Origin of the sequence: Eubacterium limosum (assembly GCF_000807675.2) — a bacterium.
In the GTDB taxonomy this organism is placed as follows: Bacteria; Bacillota; Clostridia; order Eubacteriales; family Eubacteriaceae; genus Eubacterium; species Eubacterium limosum.
The window spans coordinates 2,711,992-2,730,718 of record NZ_CP019962.1; the positions used below are offsets into that span (position 1 = coordinate 2,711,992).

Here is an 18,727-nt window from a genome sequence, read left to right on the forward strand (position 1 = left end):
TGCCTCAGCTTTAAAACTATTTTTTGAAAAAGCGGGAGCGGAGAACCGGGTTCAACCAGAGGAGTGCGCCGATAAAAAACAGGAGAATGAGTAGAATGCCCAATGCAGGCCAGATACTGTAAACATCGGCGGCGGATTGAAGATTGTTTTGGTTTTGGGATGAATTTGTTATGCTGTCTTCGGAGGAAGGCACGTTTTGTTGAAGCTCATTACCAGTATTTTTGGCAAGCGGAGACGCGATTTTCTCATCTCCGGCGGAAAAACGCTCCGCCGCACTGATTGTAGCGTTTCCAGACGGTATGTATTCAAGCATATTCTCAAAAATATTGCTGTCCGTATTCCGGTCTGGTTCAATTCTTCCGCCGCCGCCCCGGGTGCCGTCGATATCCTCAGGCGCATCGCCAGTGAGGGGCAGGGCTTCAAAGGTGCAGGTGACTGTGTTGGAGTAGCCTGCGTAGGCAGAGCCTGTAACCTTTAGCCGGTAGAGGGCTGTGCCGTGTTCTTTCATGATATCGTCGTATAGCGCTTTGCCCACATCATTTTGGCTGTAGGCCTGAGTGATATCCTCACTGATCCAGCTGCTGCCGCCATCGACTGATTTCAGAAGCTTTACAGAGGATGCGCCTGTGGGCGGGGTAAAGCTGAAGTCGAGCCGGCACATTTTAACATCGGGCGTAGTGGTGACACTCAGGTCGTCGATGGGCGTGGCCGTTTTAAAGGAAATAGATGCCATAGGTGTCTGGTTACTATCGTTGAGGAGGTTCTCCCGGGTTTCCAGGGTACCGGTGAGGGTAAAGGGGTCGGTTTTTTCAAGCCCCGCGTCATAGGCGGTTCGGTCCCAGGTGACAGCCAGAGCAATGTAGCGGGTGTCATATGGGTCTTCGCTGTTTGCGAGGTTTACAGTCATGTAGTTTGGCAAGCCGCTTTCCTCATAGGCGGTGAAGGGCGGCAGCACAAAATTCAGCTTGTCGATTTCAGTGATGATCCACTGCGTGCCATCATCGGAAAACTGGGGTGCTTCTGGTGTAAGCCGGCACAGGGTTCCTGTAACCTCGCCGCTTTGTGAAACGACAGAGACACTCTCAGCACCTTCCGCCGTAACACTGCAGTTGCTCATGAAAATATCAGAAACCGCAGAAACTCCGACGCTGCCCGAGCCATCTGTTTTGACGAAGGTGTTAGACAATTGAAGCGGGTCGGGCTGTTCGCAGACAATGCCGCGGGCATTGTCGCCGAAAGCCTGGATAAAGGTCGGCGAGTTCAGCGTGCCACCTATATAAATGGACCAGTTTGTGGGTTTGCCGCCCTCGTAAAAGAGTGCGGTGCCGTTTTCAGCTGTGATGCTGCATTCTGCAAAAACAAGGGTTCCCATGCTTGAGGTTCGGATCAGCCCTTCTGTGCCGCCGTCTCCGGTGATGGTGATGTTGGAGCCGATGAGCTCAAGCAGAGCAGTATCCTCGACATAAATATGGTAGGGGCCGGCCTCGATGGAGATTGGCACTTCGGGCATATAGATGCTCAGGGAGTCCGTAATGATAAGGTCCCCGCTTAGAACATAGGTACCGCCAATGTCCTGGTTCTCGTCCAGCCATGCCTGAATGGCGTCGCAGCTGGGGGATTCCTCCGCCGGGGGAACGGGCGGGCCGATGATCATGGCACTGGCTTTGCCGGGCATGACCCCGAAGCCTAAGAGGAGGATCATAAACAAAATAAAGTATTTTACTGAACGAATTGCTAACATACGGTTCTCCTTATAAATAATCGAAATGGAATGATGAGATGAAAAAGAAATTGAATGCTATTACAATCGGGATGATTATTTTAATCGTTTCCGCTGTCCTGTGCCTGGCGTTGATACAATGGCTCTACCGGGTGGATAATAAGTATACCCAAACGACGCCACAGGCCGAAGACGGTGTTCTGACACTGACGGCAGATGCTTTTTCTAAAGATAAGCTTTTCTGTCTGGTTGACGGATGGGCTTTTTACCAGGGAAAACAGCTGAATCCGGCGGATTTTGCCGCGGATGGGCCTGGGCAGCCTGAGCCGACAGAATACGTTTATATCGGTGAATATCCTGATTTTTCCATGCGCAATCTTCGGACATCCCCCTATGGGATTGGCGCTTATCACCTGAAAATTATTAACGAAGGCGACCCTGTTATCTTGAGTATAGCTTTTCAGGAGATCTTTTCGAGCGCGGATATCTGGGTGAACGGCAAGCCGGTGGAAACTTTGGGAAACACAAATCCTCAGCAGTATGAGCCTTATATTAAAAACACAGTGATCAGCTTTGAGGCAGGGGCAGAAACCGACATTCTCATCAACACCGCCAATTTCAGCCATTATTATAGCGGGATTTACTATCCGCCTGTGTTGGGAGAGGCGCAGGAAGTCAGCTACCTGATTTTCGTGAATCAGCTGTTTTATGCATTTTTGTGTATTGCCAGCCTGGTCATCGCAGTTTTTACACTGGTGGTCTGGATGTCACCGGGGAGGGACAGGCTCTTTTTCTACTATGGTCTCATGACGCTGTCCTTTGGGCTGCATGTGGCCTATCAGCCGCTTCGGTGGCTGGGAATTCCCCTGACGGAATCCCTCTATGCGCTGGAGGACTGCACCAGCTATGTCATGCTCTTATGCGTTATTGCTATCAGCAGTATTATATCACAGGTAGATCGGAAAAGCATCTATCGGGCTTTTATTTTTCCGCTGTCTGTCACTATGTGTGTGGTTTCGGTAGTGGTGCCGCTTTTGGTGCTGCCGGGAGCGCCCTGGTTGATCAACCTCTATGGCGGTTTCCTGGATTTTTATCAGCTTCTGGCCTTTGTCTATCTGATGGCTGCTGCGGTTCTGGCCCTTAAAAGAAGAGAGGTAAAGGCCTATTTCCTCATGGCCGCCAACGCAGTGTTTGGCATTAGCCTGCTGGTTCAGATTACCAGCAGCAACGCCTTTGAGCCCATTTATACTGGCTGGCAGAGCGAGTACTGCGGCTTTATTCTGGTGCTGATCTTTGGCGGGATGATGGTGTTTTATTACCGGCAGGTTTTGAGTGAAAATAAACGGCTCACAGCGCATCTTGAAGAGGAAGTGGCCGTACGTACCAGAGAACTGACAACCCTGATGAACGAGCGTAAAAAGTTTCTCTCTGATCTGGCCCATGATCTCAAAGCGCCGGTAACGGCCATCCAGGGGTTCATTGAGCTGGTGAAGTATGGGAATGTGCAGGTGGACGAAGAGATCCAGCGCTACCTGGAGGTCATTAACCAGAAATCCAACGAGGTACAGACAAAGGTGCGCAGTCTTCAGGAGTTTACCAGTCAGGATGAGGCTGTTATGAAAAAGGAAAAAATAGATCTTGGAAGATTGCTGGATGATTTTTATGAAAATAACCGTCCCGACGCAGAGGCAAACGGTATAAGCTTTAGTATAATCAAGCCTGGAAAACCCATAGAAATGATGGGAAACCCGGAACTTATCTACCGCGTGTTTGAGAACCTGTTTTACAATGCCATGAGCTTCACCCCCATGAACGGCAGGATCAAGGTCGAGGCCACGCTGGAGGAAAAGTGGGTGGTGATCCGGTTTTCGGATAACGGCGCGGGCATACCGCCGGATATTCAGCCTAAGATTTTCGATCGCTTTTATACCACACGCGGTGAGAACAGCGATTCGCAGGGGCTTGGGCTTTTTATTGTCCGCTACACGATCAAGGCCCATGGCGGCACCATCGACGCTGCGTCGGAAATGGGGGCAGGGACGACCTTTACCATCCGGCTTAAAACTCTTTAAGCATGTTCAAGAAAGCTTCAAATAGCAGCGCGGCCTCTGGAATACAGTGTATGTCGGGCGTATAATAAAACGACAAACGATCAACTATTCAGGAGGCAGTAATATGAATTTGAAGCAAAAGTATGGTGAATGGGCGTTGGTGTGCGGCGCCACAGATGGCATAGGAAAAGCCTTTGCCGAGTATTTTGCGGCCAATGGGCTGAGCGTCGTGCTGGTGGGCCGGCGGGCCGAAAAGCTTCAGGCGCTCGCAGAAGAATTGGAACAAGGCTATGGAGTTAAATCAATGGCTGTGCCGCAGGATCTGACCGCGGACAGCGCTTCAGAAAACCTGATCAAAGCCACAGAGAGCCTTGACATCGGCATTTTAAATTATGTGGCGACCTTCCATAAGATGGGACGATATTCCCATGCCGCCTATCCAGATATTCAGAAGATTATTGACATTAACATCAATACCTATGCGAAGCTGCTGCACCACTTTACCGCTTTGTTTGCAGCGCGGGACAGAGGCGCTGTTGTGACGATGACCTCGCTGACCGCTGTGACAGCATCCCCTTACAATGCGGCTTATGGAGCGGCCAAAGCTTTTCAGCTCATTTTGACAGAAGGCGTGGCCAGAGAGTTCCATGATGCCGATGTGGATATTCTGGTCATTACCGCGGGCTCTACCCAGACACCGGACTGGTTTAGGAACCAGCCCCAGGGTGACATAGACAACAGCCAGGCCATGACGCCACAGGAAGTGGTAGAGGAAGGCATGGGTATGCTGGGAAAGGCAAATTCGTACATTGTGGGCAGGATTAACCAGGACGCCTACAAAAAATACACAGCGGAAATGACAAGGGATGAAGCTGCCGCTCTGATGGGCAGCTATTTCGAGGAAGAATACAGAGATAAATAAAAAAACGTCTGCTGTGCACAGAACGCCGCGCCGGCCCTTTTATAAAAAAGGGTGCGGCGTTCTTTTTTGCAGAGGTAGATAGTCTTAAACGGCTTTTCAAAGAAACAGGCTTATGGTATAATGACTAAGAATTTTAAAAAGGAAAAAGATAGGAGGAGCAATGAACAGTATTAAGAAGATGTTATTTGTCTTGACTGGCTTACTGGTATTCGTTTGCCTCCCTGTTTTGGCAGAGGAGACGACGCCAAAGCAAACGACCTTGACAACAGAACCGTCGACGACGGTTGAATCTCAGATGACACCCTCTGTAGAGGAACCGCTGACAACGCCGGATGAGGCCGTGACAGTGAGCCCGGAGACAGAGGTACAGGAGGAAAATACCGAAGCGGTTACACCAGAGCAGGCAGAGGATCAAGCGCCAGTTCCAGAGACTACGGTTCAGCAGCCGGAGGATGAAGCAGCAGCTCCGGAAATACCGGAAAATCTGGCGGAGGTTTTTGTGGATTCCAACGCCCTGAACAGTACCATCAGCATTGAGCTGAACGATGAAATTGTCAGCGGCCCCGGCAATAAAGTGCTGGCCGTCATACCGGCAGGCGCGCATTTCCGCGTGATCACAGAGCCGGCAGAAGGCAGCGAGCGTATGGCAGTTAACATGATGGTCAAAACCAAGGATGGTACGGTGGCGTCCGTCGAACCCTTAAGCGAGGAGGACAATGCGCAGGATTACCAGATGCCGGAGAACGCTGAGGGAATTTCAGGCGCCGTTTTCTTTGGCAATCGTGAAGAAAATACCAGCGATGAGGCCAAGAGCTTTACCGTATCGACTGCGTCGGACAATATCAACAAGCAGACCATTGTAAACAGTGAGGAAAAGCTGGAGACTGTGGCGGATAACGCGCAGACAGCGGACAATGCCATGGTTGAGCAGGCCGGAGAGGCACAGCCAGAGGTTTCAGAGATCTCTGAAGCGCCGTCTACCGGCATCGAGGATCACATTGATTTTATCCCTCTGTTTTTATGCACACTGATGATCGCAGGTGTGATACTGTGGTCCAGAAGAGCTTTAAATTAAAAATTCTTAAGGCCGAATCCCGGATGGATTCGGTCTTTTGCTTTAGTGTATTAAAAAAAAACCAAAGATTAGCAAAAAAATATTGTCTAATGTATACATTAATATTATAATATTTACCAAGGAAGCAACAACTTAATACAATACGTAGGAGGAACACGTAAAATGATGAGTGAATTTGAAATGTACCGACAGCAGTTGCGCAACGCAATTGATGAAATGGAACTGGATAATAAGGAAGCCGTATACGATCTTTTGAGCGAGGTTAACCGCTTTTATGAAGTATCTTTCCCAGTCCAGATGGACGATGGAACGAAGAAAGTCTTTAAGGGCTACCGTTCACAGCATAATTCCGCACTTGGACCAACAAAAGGTGGCTTAAGATTCCATCCGGGCGTTGACGAAGGCGAAGTAAAAGCATTATCTGCATGGATGTCAATGAAGTGTGCTGTAGCCGGTATCCCTTATGGCGGCGGTAAAGGCGGTATCACCGTTGATCCTAAGAAGCTCTCTGAACGTGAGCTTGAAAATCTGACAAGAGGTTTTGTGAAAGCAATGCATCCGGCGTTCGGTGAAAAGTTTGATATTCCGGCTCCGGATGTTAACACAAACGGCCAGATCATGTCCTGGATGATTGATGAATACAATGCCATCACCAGAAGCCAGAACATCGGCGTATTCACCGGTAAACCACTGGAACTGGGTGGTTCTCTGGGCAGAACCGAAGCTACCGGCTACGGCGTAGGCTTTACCGTGCGTGAAGCGGCTGCTAAAATTGGTCTGGACCTGAAGGGTGCGCGCGTTGTGCTGCAGGGCTTTGGTAATGTCGGAAGCTTTGCGGCAGAATGGCTTTACAAACAGGGCTGCAAGATCATCGCTATTTCCAACAGCCGTAATGGTCTCTACGATGCAGAAGGTATGAACATTCCGGCCTTAATGAAATACTACGAAGAAAACGGCAATGACCTGGCAGGCTATCCAGACGCAAAACCATTTGATAAAGACGAAATCTTCTCAATCGAATGTGATATCCTCCTGCCTTGCGGTCTGGGCGGAGCCATTACCAAGGACAATGCGGATAAGATCAATACTAAGATTATCAGCGAAGGCGCCAACGGACCGTTGACACCGGAAGCCGATGAAATTTTAATTAAAAAAGGCGTATTTATCGTACCGGATATCTTGGCAAACAGCGGCGGGGTTACCGTATCTTACTTCGAGTGGGTTCAGAACCTTCAGGGCTACTACTGGAGCAAGGAAGAAGTTTTTGAAAAAGAAGAAGACCTGATCGTTAAAGCCTTCAACGGCGTATACGATGTACTGGTCAATGAAAAAGCCTCCAATATGCGTACAGCGGCTTTCAACTATGCCATTAAGAAGATTGCAAAGGCCATGAAGCTTAAAGGCTGGTACTAATTCTGGCGTCAAAAACACCCGAACTGCTGCGTTACAGCGTTTTTGAGCCTCAGTCACATATTTAAAATATGCTCCTTCGGCTCAAAAACGCCGCGCCTTGCATTTTGGGCGTTTTTATAGCCAGAATGGTGAGATGGTATATATTGCGTAAAATATGCGAAACACATATAAAAGCAACAATATATTGCGGTATACGTCGAAATGGCGTATACCGTTTTTTCTATTTTTTTCTATTGAAGGACAGATATTACCATTAACTGGGGCAGACGGACTGTGGTATAATAATAAAAACGAAAGAAGGCAGGTTTTGGGGATGGCAGAAATTAATATTTATGAAACGACACTAAATCATAACGGTGAGCAGGGAATCATTGATTTTAATGTGCTTCTGAAGGCTTTCCAGAATGCAGGGATCACCATTAATGTGTTTAATATCTGGGACAATCCGAGCTTGATGACAGAGGTCCGTCCGGTGGAGCAGGTACTGCTGCAGGAGGGCGTTGAAGCAATGCCCATTACCGTTGTTGGCGGCGAAATCTGGAAAAAGGGCGCCTATCCGGATTATAGTGAGCTCATGATGTGGAGCGCTAAAACAGAGTAATAAAAAAGCTGTATGACCCGTGTAAGGCCATGCAGCTTTTTCTTTTCTAAACCTCGTAGGGAATGCCGGCGAATACCTCCTGCATTTCCTCAGGCTCTGCGTTATAAATTTTTAAGATGAGCCCATTGACCAACGTGATGATCTCCTGTGAATCCACAGTGCCGTCGTTGGCTGGTTTGGCGGCGTAAAGCGCGCAGAGCATCTCGTTCCGGGTTGTTCCTGTAATACCGCTGAACAAACTGTTCAGGACTCTTTTTTCCTGTTCGTTTAATTTCATATTTTTATCCCCTTGATTTCTGGTTTTAGACTATTATAACAATTATCCCATGACAATCAAGAGATTATCTGGCGGGATAAGAAGAATATTATTGTTCCTCCCACTCCTCGATTTCGAGCAGCAGCTCCTCCCAGCGGTCTGTCAGGCTGGTTACAGCTTCCCTGGCGGTATTATAAGCGGTGGTTACAGTGTTTACATTGTCCAAGTCATCATAAAAATCATTTTGGCACATCCGGGCTTCATAATCTGCGATTTCGTTTTCCAGGCGCTCGATGTCGGCTTCCACGGTTTTCAGTTCTTTCTTTTTACCGCGGAATGCAGCCTCCTGCTCCTTCTGTTTTTTACGGTCTGCCTTCTGCCGCGTTTTTGTGACCACGGTCCGGTTCTTTTCCGCTTCCAGGGATTCCCGGAGGGCGGCCTCATCCTTGTAATGGATATAGTCGTCATAATTGCCCAGGGTGACCTCAATACCGGTGGGGGTGAAGTTATAGATCTTAGTCGCCACCCGGTTGAGAAAGTAACGGTCATGGGAGATAAACAAAAGCGTTCCCTGATAAGCGATCAGGGCGTTTTCGAGGATCTCCTTTGTGCGCATATCAATGTGGTTGGTGGGCTCATCCATGAGCAGGAAATTGGACTGGGACAGCATCAGGCGTGCCAGAAGAAGCCGGGCTTTTTCGCCGCCGGACAGAGCGTTCACAGCTTTGAACACATCGTCACCAGTAAATAAAAAGGCTGCCAGGATACTCCGCAGCTCGCCCTCGGTAAAATGTATATCAACGTCCCAGAGGGCCTCCAGAAGATTTTCATCATAAAACTGCTTTAAGTCATTGTTTTCCTGGTCATAATAGCCAACATGGACCTTGTGGCCGTACTCGATGACACCGCTGTCCCGTGATACCTTGTCCTGGATGATGCGGAACAGGGTGGTCTTGCCGATGCCGTTGGCGCCGATGATGCCCACTTTGTCGCCGCGGTGGATATCAAAAGAAATATTTTCAAAAAGGGGCTGTCCGTCAAAGGATTTTGACACGTCACGGACGGTCAGAACATCCTTACCGCTCTGGATGCGGGGCTTGAAGTTGAAATGGGCGTCGGATTCGGTCTGGACCTTTTCCACCACCTCCATTTTTGCCAGAGCCTTTTCACGGCTGGCAGCGCGTTTAGAGCTGTGAACAGAGTTGTAACGGCGGAACCGGGCGATCATTTCCTGCTGGCGCTTAATTTCACGCATCTGCTGGGCATACTGGTGATCCAGATCCATGAGCAGCTTTTCTTTCTTTTCCACATAGGTGGTGTAGTTGCCGTTGTAGCTGTCCAGGGAATGGCGTGAGACTTCCAAAATACGGCCGCAGACCTTATCCAGAAAGTAGCGGTCATGGGAGATGATGACAAAGGCGCCGTCATAGGCTTTCAGAAACTGCTCCAGCCATTGGAGAGAGTCGATGTCCAGGTAGTTAGTGGGCTCGTCGAGGAGCAGAAGCTCAGGTTCCTGAAGCAGATTGCGTCCCAGGGCGGCCCGTGTTTTTTCGCCGCCCGACAGGACGCCAAAGGGCTTTGCCATATCCTCATCGGTAAATCCAAGGCCCTTGGCGATACCTCGGATGCGGCTGGGGTATTCATAGCCCTTTTGCTCTGCAAAGCGATCCTGCAGCTCGCCATAGGTTTTCATGACCTTTTCCTGCTCCGCGCCGTCTGTTTCGCCGATCTGGTGCTCCAGCTCACGCAACCGCTCCTCCAATTTAATGAGGGGATCAAAGACAGAGAGGAAGAGGGCGTCCAGCGTGGTGTCCGCAGAAAAATCGGCCTCCTGAGCCAGATAACCGATGGTCAGATTGGATTTTTTACTGATGACGCCGCTGTCGGGGGTAAGCTGGCCGGCCAGTAGCCTGAGAAAGGTGGACTTGCCTGATCCGTTGCGCCCCACCAGGCCGATCATTTCCTTTTCCTGTATGGAGAGGCTCAGCTGGTTAAAAATTTCATTGATGCCGTAACTAAAACTAAGATTTTCAATATTTATAAGCATAAGGTTTTCTGCCTGTTCTTTCCATAGTATTCCTTATATATGATACCAAAAAAGAGGGGGTGTGTCGACTGCGGACAGAGGCAGGGAAAAGAAATTTGCAAAATGATGAATATTTTGCATCTAAGTGGGTATAAAAAGAATGTATTCCAAAACGAGGAGGAGGTTTGATGAAAAAACTGCTTAATAGCTTTAAAGAAGTCCTTGTATCAATTTTGCCGATGACGGTTCTGATTATGATCATCAGTGGTATTTGGGCGCCCTTTACGCCTGAAATGCTTGTGTCCTTTATCGGCGGTGCCATCATGATGATGATCGGCATGGCGCTTTTTTTGTTTGGTGCGGACATCTCCATGATGGAGGTCGGCGAGCGTGTGGGAAACTTTTTGGTCTCCCGGAGAAGCTTAAAAATATTGATTGTTGCGGGCTTTTTCGTGGGCATGTTTGTGACCATTGCCGAGCCGGATGTACAGGTATTGGCCGGTCAGGTGGCCGCGGTCTCGGATGGAACGATTAATCGGACGCTGCTCATTGCTGTGGTCGGCGTTGGGGTCGGTATTTTTCTGGTCATCGCTCTGCTGCGGTTTGTTTTCCAGATGAAGCTGTACCATATCCTGATTATCGGATATATCGCTGTTTTTGCCCTGTCCTTTTTTACCAACCCTGAGATGGCGCCGGTAGCCTTTGATTCCGGCGGCGTCACCACTGGTCCCATTACAGTACCCTTTATACTGAGTCTGGGCAGCGGGATTACCAGCGGCGTAAGAACCAGCAGGGAAGGAACAGACAGCTTTGGGATGGTTGCGCTGTCCTCGCTCGGACCGGTGCTGGCCGTCATGATTTTGGGGGTGATCTTCAGATGAACCTGATCTATAATTTATTTCACGGCATGCCGGAGGTGGCATGGGAGGTTTTTCTGGCTATCCTGCCCATAATTTTGATTTTCCTGTTTTTAAACGCCATTGCACTACGGCTGCGGGCACCTATCATCAAGCGGATTATGGGTGGCTTTGTGGTGACCTATCTGGGGCTGGTGCTGTTTCTCCAGGGTGTAAATATTGCCTTTGTGCCCGCAGGTGAGTTTCTAGGAACAGCGCTCGCAGAGCTTGAGTACAGCTGGATTCTCATTCCGCTGGGCTTTGCCATCGGCTTTCTGGTCGCCTTTGCCGAGCCGGCCGTCCAGGTTATGGTAAAGCAGGTTGAGGAAATGACTAGCGGCGCCATCAAGGCGCGGGTTATGCTGCTGGCGATCTCACTGGGGGTAGCGTTAGCGGTTATGACAGCCATGATCCGGCTGCTGGTCGGTATCTCCCTCTGGTGGATTCTGATTCCCGGCTATATACTGGCCTTTATTCTCGGCCGTTTTGTGGAACCAAATTTTTTAGCCATGGCCTTTGATAACGGCGGTGTGGCCACTGGCCCGATGTGCTCGACCTTTATCCTGTCCCTTTCGGTGGCTGTGGCGGGCGCGACTCCCGGCCGCAATCCGCTGCTGGACGGCTTTGGCGTTGTGGCACTGATCGCTCTTGCACCGATCCTGACAACCCTGCTTCTGGGCTTCTTTTATAAGCAGAAGGAGGCATACAGGAAAAGACAGTGCGAAAAGCAATCCCGTGATTCTTAACCGGTATTGACAGAAGATTTTAATCATATATAATATGTAGATTACTTAGCGAATGATGGAGGAAAAAATGGAAGACAGAAATAAAATTAAGACCGAACTGATTGTGGTGATTGTGGAAAAGGATATGTCCGGCGAGGTCATTGACGCTGCTAAACAGGGCGGCGCTGACGGAGCGACTGTCATGTACGGCCGCGGGTCTGGCATCCATGAGAACGCGCGGTTTTTCGGCATCACCATTGAACCGGAAAAGGAGATTGTTCTGATTCTGGTGGATGCGTCCATAAGGAACGCGGTACTCTGCTCGATCCAGCGGAAAATCGAAATCGACAAGCCGGGTATGGGCATCGCCTTTGTGCTGGATGTATCCAAGGTGATCGGCAGCCCGCATCTTAACCTGATGTCGGACATCGCAGATTAATTGCTTTTAAAGATACCCCAAAGGCGCTTATTTGCTCGATTTCTGAAGGATTCAAAAAACTTTGACACTTTTTTGATTAATTCGGTCATAAAAATTGACGTTTTTTTAACAACTTGATATAATAAAAAGGATAAGTACGACGCAGGAGGGGAGTGCAGAATGCAAACTTTTTCAAAAAGGGTATCGATGACAGTTGTTAAGCGTCTGCCCAAGTATTACCAGTATTTAACCGATTTACAGGATCAACATATTGAAAAAATCTCGTCTAAGGAGCTGGCGGCAATGATGGGGCTGACCGCCTCGCAGATCCGGCAGGATCTGAATTCCTTTGGCGCTTACGGACAGCAGGGCTATGGTTATAAGGTAAAAGAGCTGAAGGAGGCCATTCGCAAAATTCTTGGGCTTGATCTCCAGTATAACTGCATTATTATCGGTTCTGGGAACCTGGGCCACGCCATTGTCAATTACGAGCGTTTTAAAGAAGAAGGCATCCATTTCAAAGCCATGTTTGATGTGGACCCGGACCAGATCGGCAAGAAGGTCGGCAATGTGACAGTCTACCATATGGATGATCTCGACGCTTTTGTCGCACACCATAAAATTGATATCTGTATCTTGAGTGTGCCGCAGAAAGTCGGGCAGGAAACCACGGACCGTGTCGTAGAGCTGGGCATCAAGGCGATTCTGAACTTTGTTCCTCTGGATCTGACAGTGCCTGATGACGTGGTGGTAGAGAGTGTGAATATCACCGACAGCCTCTTTACGCTGACCTATCTGATTAACGAAGATGACGATGATGAATAAATGTATACAGCAGGCGTGAAGCCTGCTTTTTTTGTAAAAAATAGGAGTTGTATTTCAAAAAAAACTATTATATAATAGAAGACAGTTATAAATATAATTGATATCAGGGCAAATCTGTTGAAAGATAGAGACGCAAAGCTAAAGGGCCTAAACAAACATAAATTGTAGGGCAGCCAGCTGCAGTTGAACCCCACAATAGGAGCTGTAAAATGGCAGAAAAAAAGATGAATGAAACCATTGAAAAGAATATTTACGATGTAGCTTTGCGCAATATTTACGATGAGCTTTATGAATTGAATGTTACAAGGAACCGTTATCGCATTATCTACCATGTGGAGAATAAATATGTGACGCCGCCGGAAGAAGGTATTCTGGCAGATGCCGTTGCCGATGTGTCAGCGCACATGATCCACCCGGAGGATTCGAAACGGTTTTTGGAATTTTTTGACCTTGATAAAATACACGTAGCCTTGGAATCTGGAAAGGGCAGCGTTATCGGTGAGTTCCGCAAACTATGGGTGGACGGGAGCTTTCACTGGGCTTCACTGACCGTTTTTCCGGCGGTCGATTATGGCGGGGAGGATGAGATCCTGCTCTGCTTTATCATGGATATCGACTATAAAAAACAGATGGAAGCCGTTGAAAAGGAAAACGAGAGCCTCCAGAAAAAACAGATAGACGACGAGCGCTACCGTCTGGTCATTGAGCAGACCAATACCCTGGTGTTTGAGTGGATCATTGAGACGGATCAGCGTTACTATGCGCCTGAATTTTCAGAAATATTCATGGGCAGCTATGACGGCCGGGATATCAAGGAAATCTGGCTTAACGACGAAGTGGTCCATCCCAAGGATATTGAAGTGCTAAAGCAGAAAATGAATATGGAAGCCATCAGTAACGGCCAGGTGGAAATGGAGATACGCCTGTGCAATAAGAAAGGGCGGTACATCTGGTGTAAGATTGTCTTTAATGTACTTTATAATGAGGATGGCAGCATCAAGCGGGTGATCGGCACCCTGAACAATATCGACGAATCCAAGCGGGCTCACGAAACCCTGAAATACCGAGCAGAGTTTGATCGGCTGACTGGTATTTATAATATCAATACCTTTTATGCGCAGGCCGAAAGACTGGTCAAGGATTATCCAGACCAAAAATTTGCTGTGGTGCGGCTGGATGTCAACCGCTTTAAATTTATTAACGATCTGCACGGGCGTGAGGAGGGCAATCGACTGCTCAGGTTTATGGCAACGGTTATTTCGGCCAATATGGGGCCTTTGGATGCCTTTGGGCGGATGAACAGCGATGTGTTCTGCCTTTGCATGTCTTATGCTTCAGGCAATCCTCTGCTCGAGCGCATAAAGAAGATCCTGAAAGAGATCAACCAGTTTTCTGAGAGCTACCAGGTCATGCCCTCCTGCGGAATCTGCATTGTGAAAGACCGTGATACCCAGATGAGTATCCTCTGCGACTGGGCAAACCTGGCCCAGAAAACCATCAAGGGAAGCCAGATCAAGCAATGGGCCTTTTATGATAAAAAGCTGAGAGCCAAACAGCTTGAGGAGCAGCGAATCGAAAATGAAATGGATGAGGCGCTTAATAAACGCCAGTTCAAAGTATTCCTCCAGCCGAAGCATAATGTGCAGAACGGCGCGGTGATCGGCGCTGAGGCGCTGGTGCGGTGGGACCATCCCGAGAGGGGGTTCCTGACACCATGCCGCTTCATCCCGCTTTTTGAACGCAACGGTTTTATCATCAAGCTGGACGAATATGTCTGGGAAGAGACCTGCCGGATCGTCAAATCCTGGCTGGACAGGGGAATGGAAGCAGTTCCGGTGTCGGTTAATGTGTCCAGAGTGCAGGTGTATAACCCGAATTTTTATAAAAAGCTGCTGCATATTATCCGCCGCTACGATATTCCCAAGGAGCTTCTGGAGGTCGAACTGACCGAGAGCAGCTTTGTGGAGAACACTGTAGACCTGTACCGTGGCATGGAGCGGCTGAGAGAGGAAGGAATTTCCTTTTCAATGGATGACTTTGGATCAGGCTATTCCTCACTCAATATGCTTAAAAATGTACCGGTCAACACCATTAAGCTGGATCGTGAATTCTTTAACGAGAGTGTGGCGACCCAGAAGGGCAAGACCATCATTGAGCATACCATCGGCATGATTAATGATCTGAAACTTCAGGTCATTGCCGAGGGTGTAGAGACGGGAGACCAGGTGGGTTTCCTGAATGATTGCGGGTGTTTGGCAGCTCAGGGCTATTATTATTCCAGACCCATGCCGGTAGAAGAGTTTGAAGAACGATTTTTAAAAGAGAACATCTAAAAAAGAGCTGTGTAGTGCAGCTCTTTTTTAATGCTTTAATTTCCTGGCCTGTCCTGTGGCGTCTGTCCGCCCTGCATATCCTGCGGGGCGCTTTCTCCGGGATGGGTGCCGCCAGGGCCACCGCCCATACCACTGTTGTAGGTGCTGCCGTCCTCGGCAATGCTCGTGACTGAGGTGGAGGGTGTCACTGTGGTCAGGTCTGCGCCGCCTTTTGTCAGGGTATAGGTAGACCCTGTCAGGATATCCGGCGTGCTGATGATGATATTCTGAAATGCCTTGGCTGGGGTGTAGCTCGCGATTTCCTGCCCATTTGCATCCTTCAGGCTGATGGCTGTGCCAGCTGTCTGGGCGGTGTTAAAGGTCAGTGAGATGCTGTTCTGAGCAGAGCTGGACGATGGTGTCTGGAGCATACCGGAGCTGCCTGCCGCGATCAGGGTGCCGCCGGTCAGATTATAGGTGCCGTCGTAATCCAGCGCGCCGTTGCCGCCATCGGTGGGCCCATCAATGGTGACTGTGCCGCCAGTCTGGTTGATGGAGGCGTTGGAATCCAGTCCGTCACCACCGGCGTTGATGGCCCAGTTACCGCCATTAATGTTCAGCACAATGGAGCCGTCGTCCACGCTGGCGCTTTCCATGGGGTTCTGCCCCGGACGCCCATTTTGTGAGGAGCCGTCGCCGCCCGCGGCGTTGATGCCGTCATCGCTCGCCACAATGCTGCCCTTACCGCCGTTCAGGGTAATGCTCATACTTTCAAGGCCTTCATAGGATTTGGTGATATCAAAGGTACCGCCATCTATGGTCAGGGAGGTGTCAGCGTGGATACCGTCATCACCGGAGCTCAGATTAAAGGCACCGTCCTTAATGTCGATGGTGCCATCTGCGTGGATCGAGTCGTCAGACGAGTCAATGTGATAGGTGCCGGCGTTGATGACAATGGCGTTTCCGGCCTTCAGAGCCTTTGCGCTCTGGGTCGTGTCGCTGGTGTCGTCAGAAGCGGTCTGGGGCGATTGCTGCCAGCTGCCCCAGGTGTTGCCCGCGGTTCCGGCCTTATCGCTGCTGTTGGTGCTCCCGCCGCCTGTGGCCAGGCTAAAGGTGCCGCCGTTAATGGTCAGGCTGTTTTCAGCCTGGATACCATCAGCGCCTGCGGTAATGTCAAAGGTGCCGCCATCAATCTGGATGGTACCCTTGGCGGTATCCTCATCATTGGTGGACTTGATACCGTCGCCGGCAGCGTTGATGGTGATGGTGCCGCCCGCAATTTTGGTGGCGTCGCGCCCCACAATGCCGTCGTCTGCCGAGGAGGCAATGGTGATGCTGCCCGACATGATTTTCAGGTCGTCCTTTGAGGTGATGGCGTCATTGTAGCTGCCAGTCACTGATAAGGCTCCGCCGCCGTTGATGGTCAGGTCATCCTGCACATAAAGGGCGGCGCTTGGCGCTTCTGTATCCGCGCTGTCCCGGGACGCACTGTCTGCCAGGCTGTTCTGGGTGCCGGCTTCCAGGGTAACGAGAGTTTTGCCGGCCTGCTTGCTGTAGATAGCCGCACCGCTGCCCGAGGTGATGTGGGCGTCCTTGAGTACAAGACGGACTGTGGCGTTTTTGTCAGCGTCTATGACGATGCTGCCATCATTTAAAGTGCCGGAGAGTACATAGGCCCCAGCCCCTGTGATGGTGAGGGTGCTGCCGTTTACGGTGGCGCCGTCGCCGGAAAAATCAATGCCGCTGCCGTTAAGGGTAACAGTCTGGGGGTTTTCATCACTGTAATCCGTGTCATAGTCCTCCGCGTCATAGCCAGCAGCCGTGGCGCTTGCGCCGGATGACGTTTCAGTCCTGGCAGTACAGCCGGCTGTGAGGATCAGCAGGAGGATAAAGAGAGGAATAAAGGCTAAAAGCAAAATACTTGTTTTTTTCATGGGTTTTCTCCTAAAGGGCCTCGGAAACAGTCTGGGGCCGTCCGCAGATTACAGTGAGGTTACCGTTGCGGCAGCGGATGGCGTCGATGAGCGCTTTTTCATCCTCAGCCCGTTTCAGGACAATATGATATGAAAGCTCATACATACTGCCAAGATTAGTGGTTTTGACGCGTTCCAGAGACACTTTTTTTGTGTAAGCGCTGAAAATATCATCGAAGATTTCAGAATAGTCCAAGTTTTCAGGGATGGTGATGCGCAGCTCCTTGTCAAGAGGCTTGTGTTCGCCAAAGGGCGAGCGGCAGAGGATGAGCATGACCAGGCTGATGATGATGGTGATGACCGCCGCGAACACCACGTAGCCAGTGCCTGTGGCCAGCCCTACAGCCATGGAAAAAAAGATGCTGCTGATCTCCCGGGAGCTTCCTGGAACTGAGCGGAAGCGGATCAGGCTGAAGGCGCCGAGCACCGCCACGCTTGTGCCCAGGTTGCCGTTGACCAGCATGATGACAATCTGCACCATGGCAGGTAGAAGAGCCAGCGTAATGACAAAATTTTTGGAATAGGTGCCGTGGGCCATGTAAACCAAAGCGATGACAAGTCCCAGGATAAGGGACACAAAGGTACAGATGAGCGCAGTGCTGATGGTCATCTGGCCGGTGGTGGCAGTGTCTATGATTGTTGTAAACAAGCGGGGTTCCTCCTTTCGGTTATAAGTTTGCGCTTGTAGATGCTGCCGTATTTGGAAAAGGATGCAGGGTAGATTTTAAGCTCTGAGAGCATACCGCTCAGCCAGAGCGGCATGGCATCAGGAATCTTGATCTCCATGAGAATCTCTTTCGAGTCGAGCAGGGATACGCCGTTATCGCCTAAGGCAAGGCTCAGATCAGACTCACGGCTGCGGATATTGGCGTCAAAGGTAATGCGGATATCGCTGTTTTCGATACCGTAGCAGGCGATGCGGTCATAAGCCAGAAAGAGCTTGGGAACGGGCTTGTAAAAAGCCATGAAATAGTCGATCTCCCGGAGAATCTGGCTGTCAAGGCTTGGGCGCAGGCCGTGGTTGAGCCAAGCCTCGGCCTGGTTCAGAGGCATGGCGGCACGGCGCTTGTAAACGGTGCGCTGCCATTTTTTCTTGATTTCAATATAGACAGTGTCCTCCTGGCCGGGAACACCATAGCTGCGCAGACGCAGCTTCTCCTTGTAGGGGGGCTTCTCGATAGAATGGCGGATCAGGTCGTAGTGGGGAGTGTCGTAGTAAATATTGCAGATAGTGTGGCGTCCGTATTCGTCCATCTGCATATAGGGCTTTAGAGCCTGTATGAGTGACCAGTATTTTTCGCCGGACAGATGGTATTTTTTCTCGATCCTTTGGAAAACGCTGTTGCTCTGACTGAGTGTGTTCATAAATATTTCCTTTCATTTCAAACTTTACAAAAATTTTACATGATTAATGTGATGAATTTATGATGTTTTTAAGAATTCTGCGTGAAGAAACATTTTTTGCCAAAGTAAAAGCCATAAGGTATAATAATGAAAGAAGCATTCACCAATTA

16 protein-coding genes and 1 riboswitch are annotated in these 18,727 nt (G+C 49.7%); of the genes, 10 read left to right on the plus strand and 6 right to left on the minus strand.

Translation table 11 applies throughout. The features are described from left to right. Positions 1 to 16: 16 nt before the first annotated feature. The gene (locus B2M23_RS12765; RefSeq protein ID WP_038354047.1) at positions 17 to 1,741 is read right to left on the minus strand and encodes a hypothetical protein; all 1,725 of its coding nucleotides are present in this window, start codon (positions 1,739 to 1,741) and stop codon (positions 17 to 19) included. Positions 1,742 to 1,779: 38 nt separating this feature from the next. Here B2M23_RS12765 and B2M23_RS12770 point away from each other — a divergent pair, with 38 nt between their 5' ends. From B2M23_RS12770 to B2M23_RS21255, 5 genes are all read left to right on the plus strand, one after another. Continuing rightward, positions 1,780 to 3,792: a sensor histidine kinase gene (locus B2M23_RS12770; RefSeq protein WP_038354046.1), complete on the plus strand. Its 2,013-nt coding sequence runs from the start codon at positions 1,780 to 1,782 to the stop codon at positions 3,790 to 3,792. A 103-nt stretch (positions 3,793 to 3,895) separates the two neighbouring features. After that, the gene (locus B2M23_RS12775) at positions 3,896 to 4,693 is read left to right on the plus strand and encodes an SDR family NAD(P)-dependent oxidoreductase (protein WP_038354045.1); all 798 of its coding nucleotides are present in this window, start codon (positions 3,896 to 3,898) and stop codon (positions 4,691 to 4,693) included. A 160-nt stretch (positions 4,694 to 4,853) separates the two neighbouring features. Further along, positions 4,854 to 5,768, plus strand: a complete 915-nt coding sequence (locus tag B2M23_RS12780; protein WP_038354044.1) for a hypothetical protein — start codon at positions 4,854 to 4,856, stop codon at positions 5,766 to 5,768. 162 nt (positions 5,769 to 5,930) lie between these two features. After that, on the plus strand, positions 5,931 to 7,181 hold the full coding sequence (locus B2M23_RS12785; RefSeq protein WP_038354043.1) for a Glu/Leu/Phe/Val family dehydrogenase: 1,251 nt from the start codon (positions 5,931 to 5,933) through the stop codon (positions 7,179 to 7,181). A gap of 313 nt (positions 7,182 to 7,494) precedes the next feature. Further along, positions 7,495 to 7,782: an arsenic metallochaperone ArsD family protein gene (locus B2M23_RS21255; RefSeq protein WP_167617904.1), complete on the plus strand. Its 288-nt coding sequence runs from the start codon at positions 7,495 to 7,497 to the stop codon at positions 7,780 to 7,782. Positions 7,783 to 7,828: 46 nt separating this feature from the next. Here the strand turns inward: B2M23_RS21255 and B2M23_RS12795 are convergent, their stop codons facing one another. Together B2M23_RS12795 and B2M23_RS12800 are read right to left on the minus strand one after the other, a co-directional pair. After that, a complete protein-coding gene (locus B2M23_RS12795; protein WP_038354041.1) occupies positions 7,829 to 8,059 on the minus strand; it encodes a hypothetical protein in 231 nt (76 codons plus the stop codon). An 88-nt stretch (positions 8,060 to 8,147) separates the two neighbouring features. Next, positions 8,148 to 10,085 (minus strand): ABC-F family ATP-binding cassette domain-containing protein, encoded by a 1,938-nt coding sequence (locus B2M23_RS12800; protein WP_038354040.1) that lies wholly within the window; start codon positions 10,083 to 10,085, stop codon positions 8,148 to 8,150. 167 nt (positions 10,086 to 10,252) lie between these two features. On the opposite strand from B2M23_RS12800, the gene B2M23_RS12805 reads away from it, so the two are divergent. The 5 genes from B2M23_RS12805 (at position 10,253) to B2M23_RS12825 (ending at position 15,261) form a co-directional block, all read left to right on the plus strand. Then, positions 10,253 to 10,945, plus strand: a complete 693-nt coding sequence (locus B2M23_RS12805) for a DUF1538 domain-containing protein (protein WP_052237479.1) — start codon at positions 10,253 to 10,255, stop codon at positions 10,943 to 10,945. After that, positions 10,942 to 11,706 (plus strand): DUF1538 domain-containing protein, encoded by a 765-nt coding sequence (locus B2M23_RS12810; RefSeq protein ID WP_038354039.1) that lies wholly within the window; start codon positions 10,942 to 10,944, stop codon positions 11,704 to 11,706. Before B2M23_RS12805 ends, B2M23_RS12810 begins: the two co-directional genes overlap by 4 nt. Positions 11,707 to 11,773: 67 nt before the next feature. Then, positions 11,774 to 12,124, plus strand: coding sequence for a P-II family nitrogen regulator (locus tag B2M23_RS12815; RefSeq protein WP_038354038.1), 351 nt, complete (start codon positions 11,774 to 11,776; stop codon positions 12,122 to 12,124). 159 nt (positions 12,125 to 12,283) lie between these two features. Then, positions 12,284 to 12,928 carry a redox-sensing transcriptional repressor Rex gene (locus B2M23_RS12820; RefSeq protein ID WP_038354037.1) on the plus strand — a complete coding sequence of 215 codons (645 nt, stop codon included), beginning with the start codon at positions 12,284 to 12,286 and terminating at the stop codon, positions 12,926 to 12,928. Positions 12,929 to 13,025: 97 nt separating this feature from the next. Continuing rightward, positions 13,026 to 13,113, plus strand: a riboswitch (cyclic di-GMP riboswitch). A gap of 24 nt (positions 13,114 to 13,137) precedes the next feature. Further along, positions 13,138 to 15,261 (plus strand): sensor domain-containing protein, encoded by a 2,124-nt coding sequence (locus tag B2M23_RS12825; protein WP_052237477.1) that lies wholly within the window; start codon positions 13,138 to 13,140, stop codon positions 15,259 to 15,261. A gap of 35 nt (positions 15,262 to 15,296) precedes the next feature. Here the strand turns inward: B2M23_RS12825 and B2M23_RS12830 are convergent, their stop codons facing one another. Genes B2M23_RS12830 through B2M23_RS12840 form a run of 3 tightly spaced genes read right to left on the minus strand, consistent with a single transcriptional unit; the run spans position 15,297 to position 18,578 of the window. Further along, the gene (locus B2M23_RS12830) at positions 15,297 to 17,174 is read right to left on the minus strand and encodes a carbohydrate-binding domain-containing protein (protein ID WP_052237476.1); all 1,878 of its coding nucleotides are present in this window, start codon (positions 17,172 to 17,174) and stop codon (positions 15,297 to 15,299) included. Positions 17,175 to 17,184: 10 nt separating this feature from the next. Further along, a complete protein-coding gene (locus B2M23_RS12835; RefSeq protein ID WP_038354036.1) occupies positions 17,185 to 17,862 on the minus strand; it encodes a DUF4956 domain-containing protein in 678 nt (225 codons plus the stop codon). Beyond that, on the minus strand, positions 17,844 to 18,578 hold the full coding sequence (locus tag B2M23_RS12840; protein ID WP_038354035.1) for a polyphosphate polymerase domain-containing protein: 735 nt from the start codon (positions 18,576 to 18,578) through the stop codon (positions 17,844 to 17,846). Before B2M23_RS12840 ends, B2M23_RS12835 begins: the two co-directional genes overlap by 19 nt. Positions 18,579 to 18,727: the final 149 nt, after the last annotated feature.